This window comes from Nonomuraea polychroma (genome assembly GCF_004011505.1).
In the GTDB taxonomy this organism is placed as follows: domain Bacteria; phylum Actinomycetota; class Actinomycetes; order Streptosporangiales; family Streptosporangiaceae; genus Nonomuraea; species Nonomuraea polychroma.
Genome location: NZ_SAUN01000001.1, coordinates 296476 through 318142, shown reverse-complemented (window position 1 = coordinate 318142; position 21667 = coordinate 296476). Strand labels below are relative to the sequence as shown.

Annotated in this window: 24 protein-coding genes; 14 read left to right on the top strand and 10 right to left on the bottom strand. The window is 70.7% G+C overall.

The features are described from left to right. Window positions 1-773: 773 nt before the first annotated feature. Together EDD27_RS01430 and EDD27_RS01425 are read right to left on the bottom strand one after the other, a co-directional pair. A complete protein-coding gene (locus EDD27_RS01430) occupies window positions 774-1169 on the bottom strand; it encodes a Zn-ribbon domain-containing OB-fold protein (protein WP_241563801.1) in 396 nt (131 codons plus the stop codon). Beyond that, entirely contained in the window at window positions 1169-2326 is a 1158-nt protein-coding gene (locus EDD27_RS01425; protein ID WP_127940410.1) for a thiolase C-terminal domain-containing protein, read from the bottom strand. Before EDD27_RS01425 ends, EDD27_RS01430 begins: the two co-directional genes overlap by 1 nt. A 179-nt stretch (window positions 2327-2505) precedes the next feature. Here EDD27_RS01425 and EDD27_RS01420 point away from each other — a divergent pair, with 179 nt between their 5' ends. The 7 genes from EDD27_RS01420 to EDD27_RS01390 all read left to right on the top strand — a co-directional run bounded on the left by EDD27_RS01420 (window position 2506) and on the right by EDD27_RS01390 (window position 9038). Next, window positions 2506-3117 (top strand): flavin reductase family protein, encoded by a 612-nt coding sequence (locus EDD27_RS01420; RefSeq protein ID WP_432994871.1) that lies wholly within the window; start codon window positions 2506-2508, stop codon window positions 3115-3117. Beyond that, window positions 3104-4246: an acyl-CoA dehydrogenase family protein gene (locus tag EDD27_RS01415; protein ID WP_127930698.1), complete on the top strand. Its 1143-nt coding sequence runs from the start codon at window positions 3104-3106 to the stop codon at window positions 4244-4246. The genes EDD27_RS01420 and EDD27_RS01415 overlap by 14 nt, the downstream gene beginning before the upstream one ends. Before the next feature lie 11 nt (window positions 4247-4257). Beyond that, window positions 4258-5031: an SDR family oxidoreductase gene (locus EDD27_RS01410; RefSeq protein ID WP_127930697.1), complete on the top strand. Its 774-nt coding sequence runs from the start codon at window positions 4258-4260 to the stop codon at window positions 5029-5031. A 34-nt stretch (window positions 5032-5065) separates the two neighbouring features. Next, the gene (locus tag EDD27_RS01405; protein WP_241563800.1) at window positions 5066-5458 is read left to right on the top strand and encodes a PadR family transcriptional regulator; all 393 of its coding nucleotides are present in this window, start codon (window positions 5066-5068) and stop codon (window positions 5456-5458) included. Continuing rightward, window positions 5455-6450 (top strand): hypothetical protein, encoded by a 996-nt coding sequence (locus EDD27_RS01400; protein ID WP_127930696.1) that lies wholly within the window; start codon window positions 5455-5457, stop codon window positions 6448-6450. The genes EDD27_RS01405 and EDD27_RS01400 overlap by 4 nt, the downstream gene beginning before the upstream one ends. Window positions 6451-6513: 63 nt before the next feature. After that, window positions 6514-7809 carry a DUF2252 domain-containing protein gene (locus tag EDD27_RS01395; protein ID WP_127930695.1) on the top strand — a complete coding sequence of 432 codons (1296 nt, stop codon included), beginning with the start codon at window positions 6514-6516 and terminating at the stop codon, window positions 7807-7809. 26 nt (window positions 7810-7835) lie between these two features. Beyond that, window positions 7836-9038 (top strand): ATP-grasp domain-containing protein, encoded by a 1203-nt coding sequence (locus EDD27_RS01390; RefSeq protein ID WP_127930694.1) that lies wholly within the window; start codon window positions 7836-7838, stop codon window positions 9036-9038. Window positions 9039-9098: 60 nt separating this feature from the next. Here the strand turns inward: EDD27_RS01390 and EDD27_RS01385 are convergent, their stop codons facing one another. Both EDD27_RS01385 and EDD27_RS01380 read right to left on the bottom strand, forming a co-directional pair. Continuing rightward, window positions 9099-9347: a hypothetical protein gene (locus EDD27_RS01385; RefSeq protein WP_127930693.1), complete on the bottom strand. Its 249-nt coding sequence runs from the start codon at window positions 9345-9347 to the stop codon at window positions 9099-9101. Window positions 9348-9363: 16 nt separating this feature from the next. After that, window positions 9364-9648, bottom strand: a complete 285-nt coding sequence (locus tag EDD27_RS01380; RefSeq protein ID WP_127930692.1) for a hypothetical protein — start codon at window positions 9646-9648, stop codon at window positions 9364-9366. 166 nt (window positions 9649-9814) lie between these two features. Between EDD27_RS01380 and EDD27_RS01375 the strand changes: the two genes are divergently transcribed. Continuing rightward, window positions 9815-10465, top strand: a complete 651-nt coding sequence (locus EDD27_RS01375) for an NIPSNAP family protein (protein ID WP_127930691.1) — start codon at window positions 9815-9817, stop codon at window positions 10463-10465. Between the two features lie 64 nt (window positions 10466-10529). On the opposite strand, the gene EDD27_RS01370 is transcribed toward EDD27_RS01375, so the two are convergent. Next, the gene (locus EDD27_RS01370; RefSeq protein WP_127930690.1) at window positions 10530-11339 is read right to left on the bottom strand and encodes an SDR family oxidoreductase; all 810 of its coding nucleotides are present in this window, start codon (window positions 11337-11339) and stop codon (window positions 10530-10532) included. Window positions 11340-11405: 66 nt separating this feature from the next. On the opposite strand from EDD27_RS01370, the gene EDD27_RS01365 reads away from it, so the two are divergent. The 4 genes from EDD27_RS01365 to EDD27_RS01350 are packed head-to-tail and all read left to right on the top strand — an operon-like array spanning window position 11406 to window position 14644. Further along, window positions 11406-12134, top strand: a complete 729-nt coding sequence (locus tag EDD27_RS01365) for an enoyl-CoA hydratase family protein (protein WP_127940407.1) — start codon at window positions 11406-11408, stop codon at window positions 12132-12134. A gap of 8 nt (window positions 12135-12142) precedes the next feature. Beyond that, window positions 12143-12910 carry a CoA transferase subunit A gene (locus EDD27_RS01360; protein WP_127940406.1) on the top strand — a complete coding sequence of 256 codons (768 nt, stop codon included), beginning with the start codon at window positions 12143-12145 and terminating at the stop codon, window positions 12908-12910. Beyond that, the gene (locus tag EDD27_RS01355) at window positions 12894-13616 is read left to right on the top strand and encodes a CoA-transferase subunit beta (protein ID WP_127930689.1); all 723 of its coding nucleotides are present in this window, start codon (window positions 12894-12896) and stop codon (window positions 13614-13616) included. Before EDD27_RS01360 ends, EDD27_RS01355 begins: the two co-directional genes overlap by 17 nt. Beyond that, window positions 13613-14644, top strand: coding sequence for an NAD(P)H-dependent flavin oxidoreductase (locus EDD27_RS01350; RefSeq protein WP_127930688.1), 1032 nt, complete (start codon window positions 13613-13615; stop codon window positions 14642-14644). Before EDD27_RS01355 ends, EDD27_RS01350 begins: the two co-directional genes overlap by 4 nt. A gap of 25 nt (window positions 14645-14669) precedes the next feature. On the opposite strand, the gene EDD27_RS01345 is transcribed toward EDD27_RS01350, so the two are convergent. Genes EDD27_RS01345 through EDD27_RS01330 form a run of 4 tightly spaced genes read right to left on the bottom strand, consistent with a single transcriptional unit; the run spans window position 14670 to window position 19382 of the window. After that, the gene (locus tag EDD27_RS01345; RefSeq protein ID WP_164903421.1) at window positions 14670-15341 is read right to left on the bottom strand and encodes a pentapeptide repeat-containing protein; all 672 of its coding nucleotides are present in this window, start codon (window positions 15339-15341) and stop codon (window positions 14670-14672) included. Between the two features lie 4 nt (window positions 15342-15345). Continuing rightward, a complete protein-coding gene (locus EDD27_RS01340) occupies window positions 15346-16830 on the bottom strand; it encodes a glycoside hydrolase family 3 protein (protein ID WP_127930686.1) in 1485 nt (494 codons plus the stop codon). 25 nt (window positions 16831-16855) lie between these two features. Further along, window positions 16856-18220 carry an alkaline phosphatase D family protein gene (locus tag EDD27_RS01335; protein ID WP_241563799.1) on the bottom strand — a complete coding sequence of 455 codons (1365 nt, stop codon included), beginning with the start codon at window positions 18218-18220 and terminating at the stop codon, window positions 16856-16858. A gap of 4 nt (window positions 18221-18224) precedes the next feature. Next, window positions 18225-19382, bottom strand: a complete 1158-nt coding sequence (locus EDD27_RS01330; RefSeq protein WP_127930685.1) for an acetyl-CoA C-acetyltransferase — start codon at window positions 19380-19382, stop codon at window positions 18225-18227. A gap of 97 nt (window positions 19383-19479) precedes the next feature. Between EDD27_RS01330 and EDD27_RS01325 the strand changes: the two genes are divergently transcribed. After that, window positions 19480-20148, top strand: a complete 669-nt coding sequence (locus EDD27_RS01325) for a TetR/AcrR family transcriptional regulator (protein ID WP_127930684.1) — start codon at window positions 19480-19482, stop codon at window positions 20146-20148. After that, window positions 20145-20825, top strand: a complete 681-nt coding sequence (locus EDD27_RS01320) for a DNA alkylation repair protein (protein ID WP_127930683.1) — start codon at window positions 20145-20147, stop codon at window positions 20823-20825. The genes EDD27_RS01325 and EDD27_RS01320 overlap by 4 nt, the downstream gene beginning before the upstream one ends. On the opposite strand, the gene EDD27_RS01315 is transcribed toward EDD27_RS01320, so the two are convergent. Further along, window positions 20818-21666 carry a LysR family transcriptional regulator gene (locus tag EDD27_RS01315; RefSeq protein WP_164903420.1) on the bottom strand — a complete coding sequence of 283 codons (849 nt, stop codon included), beginning with the start codon at window positions 21664-21666 and terminating at the stop codon, window positions 20818-20820. The genes EDD27_RS01320 and EDD27_RS01315 overlap by 8 nt on opposite strands. Window position 21667: the final 1 nt, after the last annotated feature.

Sequence of the window (21667 nt, the reverse complement as noted above, 5' to 3'; positions counted from 1 at the left end):
TCATCCATTCGTTGGTACAAATCCATCTAAAGGCCGGTGAGGGGGTGAAGGCCAGTGTTGCCGGTCCGCACGGGTACGCCGTACCTGCCCTGGCAAGACCCTGGTGAAGCAACACGTTTACTGCGTTACGTGTTGCCGCGCCAGCGGTTCACCCACACCTGCCAGAGCAATCGGCATGGCGAGTCCGTGCAATCGGTGTCGACTGAGCTGACCGCGTGGTGCGACGACGGATCCTTTGTCTGGAACGAGGAGGGTGGCGCCCCCGTCACGCACCCCATTGATGACCCGGTTGGTGCAGCTCAACGCATCGCCGCACGTTACCGGCGGCAGGAGCTTTCACACTCCCCCATCGACTCCGTGTGCGATCACACGGCCTAGGACTCCATCCCTCGCCGGAGTCCTGGCGCCGCCGCTCACGGGGCAGGAAGCGCGTCCTGGCGGGTCCCCCACGCCCGCCAGGGCGCGCTTTCCTCTGAGGACCGGCCGATCGATCACTTCCTTTCTTCCGCCCGCCCGGCGGCCCGCGCGGCCGCGCCTCTGCGGGCACGAACGTCCGGACCGCAGGCATGATCGTCAGCCGTGGCCGCGCGGCCACGCCGGTCGCCGAGTCCGTTCCGCTCACGTCCGCCGCCAAGATCAAGCCGTCCGCGTTGACGTCTACTGCCTCATCATCAACCCTCGGAGCCCGAACTGGGGGCAGCTTCGCCATGGTGGGACTGATGGGGTTCGTGGGTACGAAACCAATGCCGGGATCCACGTTCCCGGCGTCCTCGTCACCCGGCGGCCGGAGCCCAGTTCACCAGTGTCAGCGTGTCGTCGATCCGGTTGTAGGACGCCCGCACCCGCTCACCCGCCTCCGGGGGTCGCTCGCCGTCCCAGTTGCCGTACACGAGACAGCCGGGCACCGCCGCCAGCCGCACCATGACGACCACGTACGGCTCCCGGGCGCCCGGCATGAACGCCTGGTGGTTGACGATCCAGCTCTCGACCCGCCCCTCGGGCTCCACCTCCTGCCAGTGCCACGCCTCAGTCCGGCACGCCGGACAGAACGCCCTGGCCGGGAAACGGGTCGTGCCGCACGTGTCGCACCGCTGCACGACGAACTCGCGCGTCGCGATCCGCTGCCACCACTCCCGGGAGTCCCGGTCGGGCTCGGGCCGGTAGGGCATCAGGACCTCCTGAGGATCAGGGCGGAGGTGGCGGGCAGGATGTAGCCGGGCTGGGCCGTGGACAACGCCACCTCCGCGCCGGGCACCTGGCGGTCCCCCGCGTCGCCCCTGAGCTGGGACACCGCCTCCGCAATGTGGTTGACGCCGTGGACGTAGCCCTCCGACAGGAAACCGCCGTGGGTGTTGACCGGCAGCGGGCCGTCCAGCGCCGTGGCGCCCGAGGCCACGTACGGGCCGCCCTCTCCTTTGGCGCAGAACCCGTAGTCCTCCAGTTGCACGATCACCGAGTACGTGAAGCAGTCGTAGAGCTCGGCCACGTCGATCTCCGCGGGCCCGAGCCCGGCCTGGGCGTACAGGCGCGGGGCGAGCGCGGCGGCCGCGGTCACCGTGGGGTCGGCGGCGGGGCCCGACAGGTGCGACGTGCCGCCACCCCAGGCCGCGGCCGAGATCAGGACCGGCGGGCGGCGCAACGAGCGGGCACGTTCCGCGGTGGTGACGACCACGGCGCAGGCCCCGTCGGTCTCCAGGCAGCAGTCCAGGAGGCGGAAGGGCTCGGCGATCCACCGGCTGGCCAGGTAGTCGTCCATCGTGATGGGGGTACGCATGAGCGCCCGCGGGTTCTTGGCGGCATTGGCGCGCTGCGTGACGGCCAACTGCCCGAAGTGCTCGGCTTTGGTGCCATATTTCAGCATGTGGGCGCGGGCATACATGGCGTACTGCTGCGGCGGTGCGACATATCCGTACGGCGCCTGGTACTGCACCTCCGGGCTCGCCGGCACACCCCGCCCGGTGCCGCCCATGCGGAACTCGGAGCGGGCGTTGATGGCCCGGTAGCAGACGACCGTCTCGGCCATCCCGGCCGCCACCGCCAGCGCGGCCTGGCCGACCACGGCGTGGGAGACGCTGCCGCCGCCGAACTGGTCCAGATGCCAGGCCAGGTCCGTCAGCCCCAGCGCCGGTCCGACCAAGGCGGGCGGCGCCGAGTCGCCGACGCGGTGCGTGGCCAGGCCGTCCACGTCGTCCGCCGTCAGCCCGGCGTCCTCCAGGGCGGCCAGCACGGCGCGGCAGGCCAGCGTCAGAGTGCTGGCCCCGGAGTCCTTGGTGAAGGGGGTGTATCCGACGCCGGCGATCGCGGTCACGTCCCGAAAATCAAGCAAGCGCTTGGGCACATCTCTCACGCTATGCCGGACATTTCCCCCATGTCAACGCACGTATGGGGCCACCCAGCGCGCGACCCGTGCGGCATACGACTTGACACGTTTCCGCGATTGCCCCTAGCGTCCAAGCAAGCGCTTGGTAAGATGAGAGCGCAGCCGGTGGACTAGGAGGCGGACCCATGAGCACACACGCTGCCCGGCTCATCGCGCCGGATGGTTGCCGCAGCCTTCCGACGCCGCATCAGCGCAGGATTCGCAACGGAGCCGCCATGCCGACGGGCCCGAACTCACAGAGCGCGAACGGCCACCTGGACAGCCGGCGCTTCCGGCAGGTGCTCGGCAGGTTCGCCACGGGCGTGGTGGCGATCACGGCGCTCGACCCCCAAGACGGCCGGCCCTGCGGACTGGCCGCGAACTCCTTCACCTCGGTCTCACTGGACCCGCCCCTGGTGGCGTTCTGCGTGGCGCACACCAGCACGAGCTGGCCCAGGGTACGCGGCGCGAAAGTCGTCACCGTGAACGTGCTGGCCGAAGACCAGCAATCGGTGTGCGCCCAGATGGCGACCAAGGGCGGGGACAAGTTCGCGGGGCTGGAGTGGACCGGCTCCCCCGGCGGCAACCCCGTGCTCGAAGGCGCGCTGGCCTGGATGGACTGCGCGGTCGAGGCCGAGCACCCGGCAGGCGACCACGTGATCGTGGTGGCGCGGGTGCTGCAGCTCGACACGCACGCCGACGGCGGCCCGCTGGTGTTCTTCCGCGGCGGCTACGGGGGGTTCGTTGACGCTTCCTGAGCTGGGCGAGACGCCGGGCTTCCGCGAGGAGGCGCGGGCCTGGCTGGAGGAGGCCCTGCGCGGCGAGTTCGCCGCCGCGCGCGGCTTGGGCGGGCCCGGGCGTGAGCACGAGGGTCACGAGCTGCGGCTGGCCTGGGAGCGCCACCTCGGCAAGAACGGCTGGACGTGCCTCGGCTGGCCGGAGCGGTACGGCGGCCGCACTGCCTCCCTGGAGGACCAGGTCGCCTTCCACGAGGAGTACGCCCGAGCCGACGCCCCCGCCCGGGTCGGCCACATCGGCGAAGGGCTGATCGGCCCCACCATCCTCGAATTCGGCACCGACGAGCAGAAGGCCCGGTTCCTGCCGCCGATCCAGCGGGGCGAGGAACTGTGGTGCCAGGGATACTCCGAGCCCGAGGCCGGCTCCGACCTGGCCGGCGTCCAGACCAAGGCGCGCCTGGAAGACGGCCAGTGGGTGGTCACCGGCCAGAAGGTGTGGACCTCGCTGGCCCACGTGGCCGACTGGTGCTTCGTGTTGTGCCGTACCGAGCCGGGCTCGCAGCGGCACCGCGGGCTGTCGTACCTGCTGGTCCCCATGCGTCAGCCTGGCGTCACCGTGCGGCCGATCGTGCAGCTGACCGGGACGTCGGAGTTCAACGAGGTGTTCTTCGACGGCGCTCGCACGGCGGCGGGCAACGTGCTGGGGGCGCCCGGCGACGGCTGGCGGGTCGCGATGGCCACGCTCGGCTACGAGCGTGGCGCCTCCACGCTCGGGCAGCAGATCGGCTTCCGGCGCGAGCTGGCCAAGGTGATCGAGACGGCCAAAACGACCGGTGCCGCCGATGATCCGGTGCTGCGCGACCGCCTCGTGCAGTCGTGGCTGGAGCTGGAGATCATGCGGCTCAACGCGCTCAGGATGGTACGCCCCGATCCGGGGCCGGAGGTGTCGATCGCCAAGCTCTACTGGTCGGAGTGGCATCGCCGGCTCGGCGAGCTGGCGCAGGCCGTCCAGGGCAAGAGCGGGCTGGTGGGCGAGCTGAACGACCTGCAGCGGCTCTACCTGTTCAGCCGGGCCGACACGATCTATGCCGGTTCCAGCGAGATCCAGCGGAACATCATCGCCGAGCGCACCCTGGGACTGCCACGGTGATGGGAGAGGCGATGACACCGGCGTACCCGAAGGCGCACGGCCTGCTCGACGGCAAGGTGACGCTGGTGACGGCGGCCGCCGGCGCCGGCATCGGCTACGCGACCGCCCGCCGGTGCGCCGAGGAAGGCGCCACGATCGTGGTCTCGGACAGGCACGAGCGCCGCCTGGCCGCCGCCGCCGAGGCACTGACCGAGCTCACCGGCGTCAAGCCGCTCGCCGTCCCGTGCGACGTGACGTCGGAGGCGCAGGTGCTGGCGCTCTTCGACGCGGTGGTCGAGGCGCACGGCCGGCTCGACGTGGTGGTCAACAACGCCGGACTCGGCGGTACGGCGCCGTTGGCCGAGATGTCCGACGACCAGTGGCACGCGGTCATCGACGTCACCCTGAACGGCACCATGCGCTGCACCCGGGCCGCGCTGCGCCAGATGATCGCCCAGGGCTCCGGCGTCATCGTGAACAACGCCTCGGTGATCGGGTGGCGGGCGCAGCGCGGGCAGGCGCACTACGCCGCCGCCAAGGCCGGGGTGATGGCGCTGACCAGGTGCGTGGCACTGGAGGCGGCCGAGCACGGCGTGCGGGTCAACGCGGTGGCGCCGTCGCTGGCCGTGCATCCGTTCCTGGCGAAGGTGACGAGCGAGGATCTGCTGGCGGAGCTGGCGGCCAAGGAGGCGTTCGGGCGGTCGGCGGAGCCGTGGGAGGTGGCGAACGTGATCGTCTTTCTGGCCAGCGACTACTCCTCGTACATGACGGGCGAGGTGGTCTCGGTCTCCTCCCAGCACCCTTGACAGGATATCCTGAGCAACAGGATATAGTGAAGGTGTGCATATCACGGAACCCATGTTCCTGGCGCTGACGGCGCTGGTGGACGAGCCACGTCACGGCTACGGGATCGTCCAGGAGGTGGACCGGCTCTCCGAGGGCCGGGTGCAGCTCAAGATCGGGACGCTGTACGGGGTGCTCGACCGGCTCGCAGCCGAGGGTCTGGTCGCGCCCGACCGCGAGGAAGTGCAGCAGGGGCGGCTGCGCCGCTACTACCGGCTGACCGACGACGGCGCCCGCGCGCTGCAGGAGGAGGCCGTCAGAATGGCCGCCAACGCCAGCACCGCCACCACCCGCCTGCGCGCCAGAGCCGCCCGAGGAACCCCGGCCACTGGTGGCGCCCTGTTCAGCGGAGGCGCCGGCCGGGGCATGCTCGCCGGAGGTGCCGCATGAGCCTGCTCGAACGGCGTTACCGCGGCGTCCTGCGCCTCCTTCCCGCCTCCTACCGCGCCGAGCGCGAGGAAGAGATGGTGGCGGCCTTCATGGAGGCCGCCGGCGACGTGCCCGACGAGGTGAACCCGCGCCCCGGCTGGGGCGAGATCGCGAGCGTGCTCGGGCTGGCCCTGCGAGTGCGCATCGGCGGCACCCTGGCCGCCCCTCGTGCCTACGCCTGGGGCGAGGCCGTCCGTCTCGTCGCGCTGCTCGGGCTGGCCTACCAGACGGTGTACGCGGTCTTCGTGGCCGCGGACCTCTACCGAGCGCTCACCTTCGAGGCCGATCCGAACTTCGCCGGCGCGCCGGGATCGATCGAGCGGTTGCTGTCCATTGCCGAGTCCGTGGCGACCCTGTGCTCGGCCATCGCCTTCGTCGCGATCACGCGAGGCCACCCGCGCCTGGCGAAAGTCACCGCTCTGATCGGCGCCATGCCCGCACTGGGCTACGCCGCGACCGGAGCGGGGCCCTTGGCGGCGGGACCGAATCCTGGCGGACAGGTGGCCAGTGCGGTGTTCGTGCTCTTCCCGGTCGCCGCGTTGATGCTGGGCTTTCACCGCGACGTCGCACCGCGCCGCCGGTCATGGGGACTCGCACTGTCGCCGATCATCGCCGGACTGGTGACCATGGGCGGGGTGCAGGTGATGCTTTCACTGCGCCTGCACGAGCACGATTGGCTCTACCTGTGGCTGGATCTCATCGGGATGTCGGTCCTGGCGCTGGCCGCGGAATCGCTGTTCGTGCTGGTCCGCGGGCGCTCACCGGCCTGGGCGCTCGCGCTGTCCGCCGCCGCCTCGCTCCTGCTGCTGGTGCGCCTGCCCATGATGATCGACAACTACGGGAACGCGCCGAACGCCATCCCGTGGCTGACGATGCTCGAGCAGTGCGTGCTGCTCATCGTGCTGATCGGGGTGCTGGCGGGGACGGGGCTGAAGGCGCTGCCCCGGTCCTGACCGGTCGCTGTCAGCAAAAGATCAGGGTAGGCGGCAGGAGGTTTCGGATCTAACGTCCGGAACATGGGCACACGCTCCTCCTTCCTGCTCGATGTCCTCATGACGGAGTTCGGCGAGTCGATCAAGCAAGACCCCGCGGCTTTTACGCGGAAATTTCGGAAAATGGCGGCCTCTCCCTTCGCCTTCTATCGAGGCAGCGCGTGCCTCTTCTACGCCGACATGACCGGCACGTACGCCGACGACGCCTACCTCGACGCCCTCACCAGCCGCGTCTGGATCCACGGCGACCTGCATGCCGAGAACTTCGGCACGTACATGAACGCCTCCGGCGTGCTCGTCTTCAACGTCAACGACTTCGACGAGGCGTACGTGGGCCCGTACATCTGGGACCTCAAACGCTTCGCCGCCAGCGTGGCGCTGCTCGGGTACGCCAAGGCGTTGTCCGACGACACCATCGGCACGCTGGTGACCGACTTCGCCGGGGCGTACCTCGCGGAGCTGGACGCCATCGCGGCCGGTGGGGACGACGCGATCGGCGCGCTCACCCTCGACACCACCACGGGCGTGCTGCACCGGGTGCTGCAGACGGCGCGGCTCAGCACGCGGGTGGCGCTGCTGGACGTGGAGACCGTGATCGACGACTACGACCGGCGCTTCGCGCTCATGGAGGGGCGGGTGGCGGTGGACGCGGCGACCAGACAGGCCGTGCTGGCCGCGTTCGAGGACTACCTGGCCACGCTGCCCACGCAGGCGAACCCGGTCGAGCACGTGATCAAGGACGTGGCCCTGCGCAAGGGCGTGGGCATCGGGTCGGCGGGGCTGCCGTCGTACAACCTGCTGCTCGAAGGGCGCTCGCAGGCGCTGGAGAACGACGTCATCCTCTACATGAAGCAGGCGGCGGTGCCGGCCGTGGCGCGGCACGTGACCGACGAGAAGGTGGTCTCCTACTTCATGCACCAGGGGCATCGCACGGCGGAGTCGCAGCGGGCGCTGCAGGCGTACGCCGATCCCTGGCTGGGGTACACGACGCTCGGCGGGGTCGGGCAGCTCGTGGCGGAGGTGTCGCCGTACTCCGCCGACCTGGACTGGGACGACGTGAACGAGCCGGGAGAGCTGCGCTCGATCATGCGGGACCTCGGGCGGGCGGTGGCGCGCATGCACTCGGTGGCCGACGACGAGTCCAGCCACGACCTCGTCGACTTCTCCACGGAGGAGGCGATCGTGGGAGTGATCGACGGCGACAAGCCTGGATTTATCGGGGTTCTGGTGGATTTTGCCCACCGCTATGGGGCACAGGCCCGGGAAGACCATCAACGGTTCGTCGATCTGTTCCGCAACGGCCGCCTTCCTGGCGTCTGACCCGCGGGCGGGAGCGGAGGAACCCCGTGCGACATCGGATCGGGCTGCTGCTGGGGACCGAGGAGGACTGGCCGTCGGCGTTCGAGACCGTGTTGCGACGGCTCGGGCCGATCAAGGGCATGGGCGAGTTCGACGTGGAACGTGTCACGATCGAGCCGTTCGATCTGCGGGCCCGGCCGCGGCACTCGCTGGTGATCGACCGGCTGGCGTACTGGTACTACCACCCGCGCGAGTGGCTCAAGAAGATCTCCATGATGGACGACGTCTATCTGCTCAACAGCCCGTTCACGTTCCAGTCGATGGAGAAGCACGCCGCCTACTGCGCGATGATGCGGCTCGGGCTGAAGGTGCCGGAGACGGTGCTGGTGCCGTACAAGAACCCGCCGGACAACGCCAGATACGCCTACACCGCGGCCCGCTACAACCGGCCCTTCGACCTGGACGAGGTGGCCGAGCGGATCGGGTACCCGCTGTTCATGAAGCCGTACGACGGCGGGGCCTGGCGCGGCGTGTCCCTGGTGCGCGACCGCGACGAGCTGCACCGGGCCTACGACGCCAGCGGCGAGATGCTCATGCACCTCCAGCAGGCCGTCCAGGGGTACGACGCGTTCGCCAGGTCGCTGTCGATCGGGGCCGAGACGATGGTGATGCGGTTCAGGCCCGAGGAGCCGATGCACGCCCGCTACACCGTCGACCACGGGTTCCTGTCGCCGGCCGCGGGCGAGGAGGTCGTGACGATCGGGAAGCTGGTGAACGCGTTCTTCCGGTGGGAGTTCAACTCCTGCGAGACCCTGGTCAAGGGACCGGACGTGCATCCCATCGACTACGCCAACGCCTGCCCGGACGTGGCGCTCACGAGCCTGCACTACTACTTCCCCTGGGCGATCAAGACGCTGGTGAAGTGGTGCGTGTTCTGCGTGGCCACCCGGCGCAGGCCGCGGATCGACCTGGAGACGCACGACTACTTCGCGGTCACCGGGACGTACGAGGAGCGGCTGGCCGAGTACCGGAGGCTGGCAGACCGGTACTTCGAGACCGAGCGCTATCAGGAGTTCTGTGACACCCATCTGGGGCACATCGACGAGGTGGTGCTGGAGTGGGTGGCCGGGCCGGAGTTCGACCGGCTGCTGGTGGACACGGTGACCGCCACGTATCCGGCGCACGAGCACGACCGTTTCGTCGAGCACTTCAGTGGGCTGCTGCGGCTCTGGGTGAAGGACCAGGGCTAGCGCGGAGGGCGCGAGCCAGGCCGGCCGCCCGGCCTGGCTCGCTGGAGGGGGGCTCGCGGACTAGTCGACGATGTCGTCGATGCTCGCGCGGCCGGCGCCGCTCGCCGTGACGGCGTTGCCGTTGACGTTGTTGACGCTGCTCGCGCCGTGGCCGCTCACGTTGACGTTGACGACGTTGCCGAAGTTGTTGCCGGACTGGGAGGAGCTTCTGTTGGAGCTGGAGTTGCCGGCATTGACGTCCGCGTACGCGGTGGCGGGCAGCAGCGCCGCGCCCGCGATGAGACCGGTCACGCAGAGCTTCTTCACCATGTCGATGTCCTCTCGGTCAGCCGAAGATGTAGGTCACCGTGATGCCGCCGTGCGTGGCGGTCGAGGCGATGCCGTTGGTGTTGTTGACGTTGGTCGAGGCGTCTTCCCCGCGGTTGGCGGCCGAGACGTCGCCGAAGTTGTTTCCCGACTGGGACGCGCCGCTGTTGCCGCTCCAGTTGTAGGACCAGGCACGGTCACCACAACTGCCGGACCAGCCGTCAGCGTGCGCGGGGACAGCAGGGAGCACGCCACTCGCGACCGCTGCCACCGTGGCCGCGGCGGCGCACACTCTTCGGATCACTTCTACTCCTTCGCCTCAGGGCCTTTGAGCTTCCTTGGCCCTCGGAGATCAAGGTCGATGCGAGCTTATAACTCTGCGTTGTCGATTGATAGCATTGCGTAATCAGAATATTGTTCGGTGCATACACTGACACGGGATGTCAGCGACCCGGGCTTAACGTCCCCGCATGATCTATGAGCTACGGCAGTACACGATGCGGCCCGGACGGCGCGACACGCTCATCGAGCTGTTCGAGCGGGAGTTCGTCGAGACGCAGGAGGCGGCCGGCATGCGGATCGCCGGGTCGTTCCGCAACCCGGACGCGCCCGACACGTTCCCCTGGCTGCGGGCCTTTCCCGACATGCCGGCGCGGAAGGCGGCGCTGGAGGCCTTCTACGGCGGGCCCGTGTGGCGGTCCCATCGCGACGCCGCCAACGCCACGCTGATCGACTCCGACGACGTGCTGCTCCTGCGCGCGCTGGTGGAGCCGCCCGCGTGGGAGCGTCCGCCGGCCGGCGCGGCCGAGCTCCCGCCGTCCCTGTACGTGGCCACGATCTGTCACGTCGAGGAGGGCTTCACCGCCTTCTTCGCGGCCGAGGTCGCTCCGGTGCTGGCCGAGGCCGGGACGCCGGTGGTGGCGGCGTTCGAGACCGAGCACGCGGAGAACACCTATCCGCGGCTGCCGGTCCGCACCGGGGAGAATGTCTTCGTGTGGTTCACCCGGTTCGACACACCCGGCGACGAGCGTGAGGTGGACCTGCCGATGCTGAAGTCACGCCTGACCGCCGCCCCGCAGCGCATCCGCCTGCGCCCCACGGCGCGCTCGGCCATGCGCTAGGGACCCCCTGACCAAGACCAGGGCGAAAGCTCGGGTTTCCCTAGGATCTTCCACGCCTGGTCGCTCAGCCCGTGAGGGTGCGCGGCGGCGCCGGCGCCCCGCCCTTCTGGAGCGCGCTCTCCGGCCTGGAGGGCGCGCTTTCGGCGGCGAGGTCTCCGGCCAGGTGCCGCCAGTACGGGATCTCGCCGCCACCGTCCACCCGTACCTCCGCGCCCGTCACGTAGCCCGGCACGGACAGCCACAGGCAGGCCCTGGCCACGTCCTCGGGCGTCGCCAGGCGGCCGGCCGGGATCGCCGCGCCGAGCCGCCCGTCGCCGTGCTCGCCGTAGTGACCCGCCGCGCTCTCCGTGGCGGCGAGGCCGACGATGACCGTGTTGACCCGCACGTGGGGTGCCCACTCGGCGGCCAGGCAGCGGGCCAGGTGGTGCAGGCCGGCCTTGGCTGCGCCGTACGCGGAGGTGCCCGGCGAGGGCCGGGTGCCGCTGGAGCTGCCGATCATGACGATGGCCCCGCGGGCGGCGGCGAGCAGCGGGTAGGCGTACTGGGCGACCAGGAGCGGGGCCGTCAGGTTGAGCTCGATGACGCGGGCGTGCAGGCGTGGCGAGGTGCCCTCCAGCGGCGCGTACGGCGAGCCGCCCGCGTTGTTGACCACCACGTCGAGCCGGTCGAACCCGGCCACGAGCCGCTCGACGTCCTCAGGGACCCGCACATCCGCCTGGACGAAGCGGAACTCGTCGCTCGCGGGCGGCGTGCGGGCGCAGACGGTCACCTCGGCGCCCGCCTCCTGGAAAGCCCGCGCGATTCCCGCGCCGATGCCCTTGGTCCCACCCGTCACCAGGACGGACTTGCCCGTGTAGTCGTAAGTCGCGGTCACGGATGTTACCGTACCAAGCAAGCGTTAGGTGAACCATGATGTCGCGGACAGGAGAGGCGGGTGGGGATGGGAATCACGCTGCGGGCCGGGCCGGTCGCCGAAATCGTCGTCGACGTGCCGCCGGTGAACGCGTTGACCGTGCGGGGCTGGGAGGAACTGGCCGAGGCCGTGCGGGCCGCCGGGGACGACCCAGGGACCAGGGTGGTCGTCTTACGGGCCGAGGGGCGCGGGTTCAACGCCGGGGTCGACATCAAGGAGCTGCGGGACGCCGGCGGACACGAGGCCCTGGTCGGGGTCAACCGGGCCTGTTACGCGGCGTTCGCGGCCGTCTACGAGTGCGCGGTGCCGGTCGTGGCGGCGGTGCACGGGCACTGCCTGGGCGGCGGCGTCGGGCTGGCCGGGAACGCCGATGTCGTGGTGGCCGCCGACGACGCCTATTTCGGGCTGCCGGAGGTGGATCGGGGCGCGCTGGGCGCGGCCACGCACCTGGCGAGGCTGGTGCCGCAGCACCTGATGCGGGCCATGGTCTACACCTGCAGGAATGTCACCGCCGCCGAGTTGCACGCGTTCGGGTCGGTGCTGGAGGTCGTGCCCCACGACAAGCTGCGGGACGTGGCGATGGAGGTGGCCGGGCAGATCGCCGCCAAGGACCCGTACGTCATCCGCCGCGCGAAGGAGTCGCTCAACGGCATCGACCCCGTGGACGTCAAGCGCAGCTACCGCTTCGAGCAGGGCTTCACCTTCGAGCTGAACCTCATGGGAGCGGGCGACCGGCACAGGGAGCGGTTCACGTGACCAAGGTGATGTCCGCCGAGCAGGTCGCGGGCGCGCTGGAGAGCGGGATGACCGTCGGGATCGGCGGCTGGGGCTCGCGGCGCAAACCCATGGCCCTGGTGTCGGCCATCCTCCGCTCCCCCGTCCGGGATCTCACGATCGTCTCCTACGGCGGCCCGGACGTCGGCATGTTGTGCGCGGCCGGGAAGGTGCGCAAGGTCGTGGCCCCGTTCGTCACGCTCGACACCATCCCCCTCGAGCCCCATTTCCGGCGGGCCAGGCAGGCGGGGGAGATCGAGTTCGCCGAGTACGACGAGGGCATGTTCATGTTCGGGCTGCTGGCCGCGGCGCACCGGCTGCCGTTCCTGCCGACGCGGGCGGGGATGGGGTCGGACGTGATGCGGGTCAACCCGGGGCTGCGGACGGTGCGGTCGCCGTACGAGGACGGGGAGGAGCTGGTCGCGGTCCCGGCGCTGACCATGGACGTGGCCCTGGTGCACATGAACCGGGCCGACGCCCGCGGCAACGCCCAATACCTGGGGCCGGATCCGTACTTCGACGATCTCTACGCGAAGGCGGCGGCGCGCTGCTACGTCTCGTGCGAGCGCGTCGTGGACACCGCCGACCTGCTGAAGGAAGGGCCGGTGCAGTCCCTGTTGATCAGCAGGTCGATGGTGACGGGCGTGGTGGAGGCGCCCGGCGGGGCCGGGTTCACCTCGTGCGAGCCGGACTACGGGCGCGATGAGGAGCGGCAGCGGCGTTACGTGGAGACGGGTGTCGATGAGCAGCAGGGCTGATGTCTGCGTGGTGGCGTGCGCGGAGGCGTTCAGGGGCGACGGGGAGATCCTGGCGGCGGGGATCGGCGGGGCGGTCACGGTGCTGGGGGCACGGCTGGCACGGCTGACGTTCGAGCCGGACCTGCTCACGCACGACGGCGTCTGCCTGCTCACCGGGGACGTGCCGGGACTGGGGCAGGCGCCCGAGGTGGTCGAGGGATGGCTGCCGTTCAGGGACCACCTGTGGCTGGTGCTGAACGGACGGCGGCACGTCATGCTCGGCGCGAGCCAGATCGACCGGTACGGCAACACGAACATCTCCTGCATCGGCGACTGGGCACGGCCCAAGACACAGTTGCTCGGAGTGCGGGGCGCGCCGGGCAACACCCGATGCGACCCGACGAGCTACTGGATCCCCCGGCACAGCCCGCGCGTCTTCGTGCCTCGCGTCGACATGGTCAGCGGGCTCGGGACCGATCGGGGCGCGTTCGATCTGCGGCGCGTGGTGACGAACCTGGCCGTGCTGGACTTCCGCACCGCTGACGGGTCGATGCGGCTGGCGTCCGTGCATCCGGGGGTGACTGTCGACGACGTGGTGGCGGCGACCGGTTTCGACCTCGTGATCGACGCAGATGTCCCGGTGACGCGGGAGCCGGACCCCGAGGAGCTGCGCGTCCTGGACCGGCTCGACCCCGCAAGGACCCGCGACCGCGAGGTGGCGGCGTGAGGACCGCGCTGACGTCCCTGGTCGGCTGCCGGTATCCGATCGTGCAGACCGGGATGGGGTACGTCGCGGGCGCGCGCCTGGCGGCGGCCGTCTCCCAGGCGGGCGGGCTGGGCGTGATCGGCGCCGCCACCATGTCGGTCGCCGAGATGACCGAGGCCGTCCGGCGGGTGAAGGAGCGCACGGACGCGCCGTTCGGGGTGAACATCCGCTCGGACGCCGACGACGCGGCCGAGCGGGTGGAGGTGATGGTGCGCGAGGGCGTGCGGGTGGCGTCGTTCGCCCAGGCGCCCAGGCGGGACCTGATCGCCCGGCTCAAGGACGCCGGAGTGGTGACGATCCCCTCCGTGGGGGCCCGCAGGCATGCGGAGAAGGTGGCGGCCTGGGGGGTGGACGCGGTCATCGTCCAGGGCGGCGAGGGCGGCGGCCACACCGGGCCGGTCGCCACGACCCTGCTGCTGCCGCAGGTCGTGGACGCGGTGGACATCCCGGTGATCGCGGCCGGCGGCTTCTTCGACGGGCGGGGGCTGGTGGCGGCGCTGGCGTACGGGGCGTGCGGGATCGCCATGGGCACCCGGTTCCTGCTGACGAGCGACTCGCCGGTGCCGGACGAGGTGAAGAAGGTCTACCTGGCGGCGCGGGAGACCGTGGTGACGACCAAGGTGGACGGGGTGCCGCACCGGGTGCTGAACACCCCGTTCGTGGCCTCGCTCGAACGTTCCCGTCTGGCCAGGGCCGTCGTGAACGGGGCCAGGTTCAAACGGCTGTCAGGGCTGTCGTGGGCGGCGATGATCCGCGAGGGCCGCCGGATGAGGCGCGGCCGCGAGCTGACCTGGGCCCAGGTGCTGCAGGCGGCGAACACACCCGTGCTGTTGCGGGCGGCGATGGTGGACGGGCGGGCGGACCTGGGCGTGATGGCGTCGGGCCAGGTCGTGGGCGTGATCGACGACCTGCCGTCGTGCCGTGAGCTGATCGAGCGCATCATGGCGGAGGCCACCGCCACGCTGACGCGCCTCTCCGAGCCGGGGTGACGGCTTGCCCACGGCGGACGTGGGGTCAGAGGACGGTGATGCCGCGGGCGGCGAGGATGGCGTTGGCCTGGGTCTGGTTGATGACGGCGCCCGCGAAGGCCCGCAGCTTGGCGTCGTCCGGCTCCCCCAGGTCGGCGCCGCGCAGGTCCGCCTTGGCGAACTTCGTGTTGAGCAGGCGCGTGCCGATGAAGCGGCAGTCGCTGAACGTGGCCTCCGTGAAGTCGCACCCCGACAGGTCGGCGTCGTCGAAGCGCACGCCCTCGACGACCTCGCCGCGCAGCGAGCACCCGCCCAGGTTGGCCAGGGTCAGGTTGGAGCGGGCGATCTTGAAGCCGGTGCCCCGGGACGCGGTCAGGGAGGCGCCGATCATGCGGCAACCGGTGAACGAGGCGTCCGTCAGCAGCGCCCCGCCGAACTGGGCCGACGACAGGTCCACGTCCGTGAAGGTCACGTCGATGAGATCGGCGTCGTTGAACCGGGTCCGCATCCCGCCACCGCCCGTGAACACCGCTCCGTCCAGGTCGGCCTTGCGGAAGTCGGTCTGCTCCAGGACGCAGGACTCGAACCGGGCCCCGGCCAGCGAGGCGCCCCACAAGTCGGCCTCGGTGAGATCGCAGTCGCGGAAGACGTGCGGCTCGTCGGGCGGGAGACGGTCGGCCAGCGCTTTGTGTGAGAGGTCCTCGCCGTCGAAGTTCACGGTGTCACACACTACCGGTCAGCACCTCGGCCGCGGCCTGCCCGCAGACCCGCGCGGAGCCGTACGTGGCGACGTGGACGGCGCCCAGGTCCGAGCGAGCGGGCAGGCCCATCTCGACCACGACGGCGTCCGGGCGGGCGCTGAGGAGGTGCCGCAGGGCCTCGGCCTGCCAGGCGTGGCGGTGCGCGTCGCGGACCACGATCACCAGAGGGCGGAAGACGGCCGCGCCGATCAGGCGTTCCAGCGCGGCGCCCGTCGCCTCGCCTGCCGCGAGGCGGATGACCGTGGTGCCGGGCAGCAGGCGGCTGAGGGGCTCGCCGACGCCCCAGGGGGTGCCCTTGTCGATGGCCAGGTTCATCTCAGGGGTCAGTTCGACCACGTACGGGGACGAGGTCAGGGGCAGGATCGGGGCCGTGGAGCGGCGGGTGATGCGGACGGCCCTGCGGGCGGCCGTGAGGCCGAGGTAGCCGTTCTCGTGGCCCGGTAGATGGCTGCCCGAGGAAGTGGCCCAGGCGGCCAGCTCGCGGACCCGGCGAGCGGCGTCGGCCAACCGCTCCTCGGGCAGCAGTCCTTCGGTCACCGCGGCGGCGATGGCGTCGCGGACCTCGACGGAGGTGGCCTCGTCGGCCCGCTCGCCGCCGATGCAGATCGCGTCGGCTCCGGCGGCGATGGCGCGGGCGGAGGCGCCCCCGATCCCGTACGCCCCCGACACCGCGGCCATCTCGATGCCGTCCGTGATGATCATCCCGTCGTAGCCCAGCTCCTCACGGAGCAGACCCGTGAGGACCTTGGGGCTGAGTGTGGCGGGCAGTTCGGCGTCGTACGAGGGCACCAGGAGGTGGCCGGTCATCACGGCCTTGACCCCCTCCTTGATCGCCTCGCGGAAAGGGACCAGCGCGGCCTCGATCCCGTCGCCGGCCACCACGGGCACGCCGTGGTGCGAGTCGATGGAGGTGTCCCCGTGCCCGGGGAAGTGCTTGGCACAGGCGGCGACGCCGGCCGACTGCAGGCCGCGGACGAACGCCCTGGTGTGCCGGGCGACCAGGGCCGGGTCCGCGCCGAACGCCCGAAGGCCGATGACCGGGTTGTCCGGATTGGAGTTCACGTCGGCGGAGGGGGCGAAGTCGATCGTGATGCCGGCCTTGGCCAGGTCGCCGCCGAGGTCCCTGGCGACGGCCTCGGTCAGGACCACGTCGTCCACGACGCCGAGCGCGTACCCGCCGGGGCGGCTGCTGCCGGTGGCCACCTCCAGTCTGGTGACCTCGCCGGACTCCTCGTCGGTGCCGACGAGCACCGAGGGGTTCTCGGCGCGTAGCGCGGCGGTCAGCCGGGCCAGCTGGTCGGGGCCGGCGATGTTGCGGGAGAACAACACCACGCCCGCCAGCCCGTCGCCGAGTCTGCGACGGAGCCAGTCAGGGGGCGTCTGTCCCGCGAAACCGGGGAAGAGGACGGCGTCGGCAAGGCGAAGCAGGTCACCGCTCTGGGGCATGCCCGCAATCTAATAGGAAAGTTTCCTATTTGCTAGAGGTATTTTCTGACGTCAGCCCGTCTCCCTTCGTGAGGAACTCCGCCACCGTCCGTACCTGTGCTCCTTTCCTGTCCACGAAGTCCAGCGCACGCACCGCCACGCGCAGCTCCTCAGGGCCGGCCACGCAGGACAGATAGCCCCGGCGGTCGTCGAAGAACTTCAGGTGGGGGTTCGCGGCGAGCACGGCGGGGCCGTCGGTCTGCGGCGGCCTGCTGGTGATCGAGCTGCCCACGAACTCCACCCCCACCGTGGCCGACGCCGGGTCGAGGAAGTCCGCCTTGAGCTCGCCCGCCCAGAAGTTGTGCACGTCCCCGCTGAACACGACCAGGCCTGACGCGTTCGCGCCCAGGATGCGGGCGCGCTCGGCCTGGTGACCGTCCCAGGAGTCCGGGCGCAGGTTGGGCGGCGGTCCTGGGACGAAGCGCCGGGCGAAGAACAGCGGCTGCACCAGCACCCGCCACCTGACCGGGCTGGTGCCCAAACGGGACAACAGCCACTGCTCCTGCGCGGCGCCCAGCATGGTGGACCCGTCGCGGTGCTGGCGCACGTCCAGCACCATGAAGTCGGCGACGAGCCCGTACGTCCGCCGCCGGTACATCTGCAGGTTGCCGCCCTCCGGCCGCACCCGGAGCGGCTGGTGCTCGTAATACGCCTGGTACGCAGCCGCCCGCCGCCTCAGGAACGCCGCCGACCCGTCGCCCTTGCCCCGGTAGTTGTCGGCCACCTCGTGATCGTCCCAGGTCGTCACCCAGGGCGCGGCGGCATGCGCGGCCTGCAGGTCGGGATCGGTCTTGTAGCGGGCGTAACGCAGGCGGTACTCATGCAGCCTGCTGACCTCACCGGGCACCGGCCCCAGCGGCCGCACCACGGAGGCGGCCTGGCGCGACTCGTAGATGTAGTCGCCGACGTGGAAGACGACGTCGGGCCGCTCCGCGGCCAGATGCCGGTAGGCGGTGTAGAAACCGTGCTCGAACCGCTGGCAGTTGGCGACCGCGAACCGCACGGGCCGCGCCGCGGCCGGGTTGTCCGCGGTCCTGGTGCGCCCCACCGGACTGAGCTCGCCGCCCGCCCTGAAGCGGTAGAAGTAGTCGGCGCCCGGCTTGAGCCCGGCCACCCTGACGTGCACGCTGTGCGCCCAGGACGGCTGCGCCTGGACCGTGCCCTGCCGCAGGCCCCGGGTGAAACGTTCGTCCTCGGCGAGCTGCCAGCGCACCTCGACGGCCCGCCGGGCCATGCCGCCCGGGCGCGCCGGGTCGGCGTTGAGGGGATCGACCGCTAATCGGGTCCAGAGGACCACGCCGTCGGGCATCGGCTCCCCGGAGGCGACGCCCAGTGTGAACGGATTCGCCATACCCTCATGGTGACAGCCGCTCGATGACGGTGACGTTCGCCTGCCCGCCGCCCTCGCACATGGTCTGCAGGCCGTACCTGCCGCCGGTCCGCTCCAGCTCGTGCAGCAGCCTGACGGCCAGAACGGCGCCGGTCGCGCCGAGCGGGTGGCCCAGCGCGATCGCGCCGCCGTTCGGGTTGACCCTGGCCGGGTCGGCGCCGGTCTCCTTGAGCCAGGCCAGCACGACGGAGGCGAAGGCTTCGTTGATCTCGATGGCGTCGAAGTCGTCGATGGACATGCCGGTCATGCCCAGCGCGTGGACGGTGGCCGGGATCGGGGCGGTGAGCATCGTGATCGGATCCGCGCCGCGGGCCGACAGGTGATGCACGCGGGCACGCGGGGTCAGGCCGTGCTCGCGTACGGCCCGGGGTGAGGCGATGAGCAGGGCGGCGGCGGCGTCGGAGATCTGCGAGGCCAGCGCGGCGGTCAACCGTCCGCCTTCGACCAGGGGTTTGAGCGCGGCCATCTTGTCGAGCGTGGTGTCCCTGCGCGGGCCCTCGTCCACGGCGACGCCTTCGCAGGGGACGATCTCCCGCCCGAAATATCCGGCGTCGATGGCGTGCAGGGCACGCCGGTGCGACTCGTACGCGTACCGCTCCATCTCCTCCCGCGAGATGTCCCATTCCGCGGCGATCCGCTCGGCGCCGGTGAACTGGGAGACCTCCTGCGTGCCGTACCGCTCGACCCAGCCCTTGGAGCCCCGGAAGGGGTCGTCGTGCCCGAGCGCGCGCCCTGCCAGCATCGCGGACGAAATCGGGATCATGCTCATGTTCTGCACGCCGCCCGCCACCACGAGATCGCTGGTGCCCGACATCACGGCCTGGGCGGCGAAGTGCAGGGCCTGCTGGGAGGAGCCGCACTGGCGGTCGACCGTGACGCCGGGCACCTCCTCGGGCAGCCCGGCGGCCAGCCAGCACGTCCGGGCGACGTCGCCGGCCTGCGGCCCGATGGTGTCGACGCAACCGAAGATCACGTCCTCCACGGCCGAGGGGTCGGCGCCCGAGCCGTCCATCAACTCCCTGAGCACGTGCGCCCCGAGATCGGCCGGATGGATCCGGGCCAGGCCGCCGTTCCTGCGCCCGACGGGGGTGCGGACGGCGCCGACAATGTACGCCTCGCTCATTCCCTCATCGTAGCAAGCGCTTGGTCTAACGTGGAATGCCCGATGAGCTGGGCCGGTTAGGTGAACAAGCGATTGTCCGTGGGCTCATAATGGTGACGTGACCACGCGAAAGAACTCCGGCACCGCCGCACCGGCGAAGCGCCAGCGCGCGACCTCCACCGGTCCGGCGTCCGAGCGCCGCGACCACCTCGTCAAGCTCGCCGCGGAGCTCTTCGCGCGCAAGGGCTTCCAGGCCACGACAGTACGCGAGATCGCCGACGAGGCGGGCATCCTCTCCGGAAGTCTCTACCACCACTTCGACTCCAAGGAGACGATCGTCGACGAGGTGCTGTCCACCTTCCTCGACGACCTCATCGCCCGCTACCGCGCCGCGGTCGAGACCAGCGCCGACCCGCGCACGGTGTTGTCGGAGATGGTCCGCATCGGCTTCGGCACGCTGGAGCCGCACCGGGCCGCGATCACCGTCATGCAGAACGACTGGAACTACCTGCGGCAGTTCGAGCGCTTCAACTACCTCGTCAAGGCCGAGGACGAGGTCGAGCAGATCTGGGTGACGCAGATCAAGGCGGGCCAGGCGGCCGGGCAGTTCCGTGCTGACGTCGACCCCAAGCTGACCTACCGCATGATCCGCGACACGATCTGGGTGGCGGTCCGCTGGTTCCGCCCCGGCGGCAGGCTCAACACCGGCGGCCTGGCCGAGCACTACATCACCGTGCTCTTCGACGGACTCGCCACGGGCGAGCGCACCACCCAGCGCAAGGGATGAGCCTGGGCAAGGCGGTCCGGCTGGCGCTGCAGGAGGTGGCCGAGCCGGACAAGGCGGAGACGATGCGGGCCTACATGAAGTCCGCCATGCCGTTCCTGGGCGTCCAGGCGGTGCCCCGGCGGACCGCGCTCAAGCGGGTGTTCGCCGAGCACCGCCTCGAGAGTGCGCCGGATTGGCGGCGGGCCGTGTTGTCGCTGTGGCGCGAGGCCGAATACCGCGAGGAGCGCTACGCCGCGATCGAACTGTCCGGATACCACCTCTACCGGAGCTTCCAGACCCTCTACACGGTGCCGATGTACGAGGAGATGATCGTCACCGGCGCCTGGTGGGACCTGGTCGACGAGCTGGCCACACACCGGATGGGCGCGCTCCTGGCCGCGTACCCGGACTCGATGCGGCCGCTCATGCTGGAGTGGGCGCACGACGCGGACCTGTGGAAACGACGTACCGCGATCCTGTGCCAAAACCGATTCAAGGGGCGCACGGACACGGCCCTGCTGTACGCGTGCATCGAGCCGAGCCTGTCGGACAACGACTTCTTCGCCCGCAAGGCGATCGGGTGGGCGTTACGCGAATACGCCAAGACCAATCCGGGCGCGGTCATCCGCTATGTGAAGGCCAAGGGCATCTCGGGCCTGAGCCGCCGCGAGGCGCTCCGGAACCTGCCGGTCACCTAGTCCACAGCGCGTCCTGCACCGCCTGGACCAGGGCCATCAGCTCCGGCGTGACCCGGTCCTTCGACCAGGCCAGCGCGTACGTGATGCGCAGGTCGCCCGCGTCCAGCGGCACGAAACGTACGTCGTCCCGCCTGATGGCCCGCACCAGCAGCTGCGGGATCGGCAGCAGGCCCGCGCCGGCGGCCACCAGGTCGAGTGCCGCGGCGAAGTCGTCGTCGGCCACCATGCGGGAGCGCCCCGGCAGGCCCGTCCACGGGCGGGTGCCCGGTGTGAGGAGCACCTGGCCGGTCAGGTCGGCCGCGGCCGCCTTCTGGGCGGACGCCAGCCGGTGACCGGCGGGGACGGCGAGGTGGTCGACGGTCACGTGGAATCTGGCCGCCGTGACGAACTGGGCGGGCGCCGGGGTGGCCAGGATGGCGGCCGAGACCTGGCCGTCCGTGAGCGCCTGGGCCGCCGCTCCCCGGCCCGCCACCGTGAGCTCCACACCGATCGGCGGGTTGCGTCCGGCGAGGCGCCGGACGATCCGCGCCGCCAGCGTGCCCACAAGTGGTGGATAAGCAAGGTGAATGCTCGGGCGGGAGAGCCTGGCCGCCTCGGCGGTGAACGCCCTGGCCGATTCGAGCATCTGCTCCGCATACGGCAGCAGCGCCTTGCCCTCGGCGGTGAGCCGTACCTCTCGGGCGGTGCGGTCGAAGAGCTTGACGCCGGTGGCGCGTTCGAGGCGGGTGATGGCCTGGCTCATGGCCGGCTGCGACATGCCCAGGTCGGCGGCGGCGGCAGAGAAGCTGAGCCGGTCCGCCACCCGCGTGAAGCAGTGGATCTCCCTGAGCATAAGCAGCATC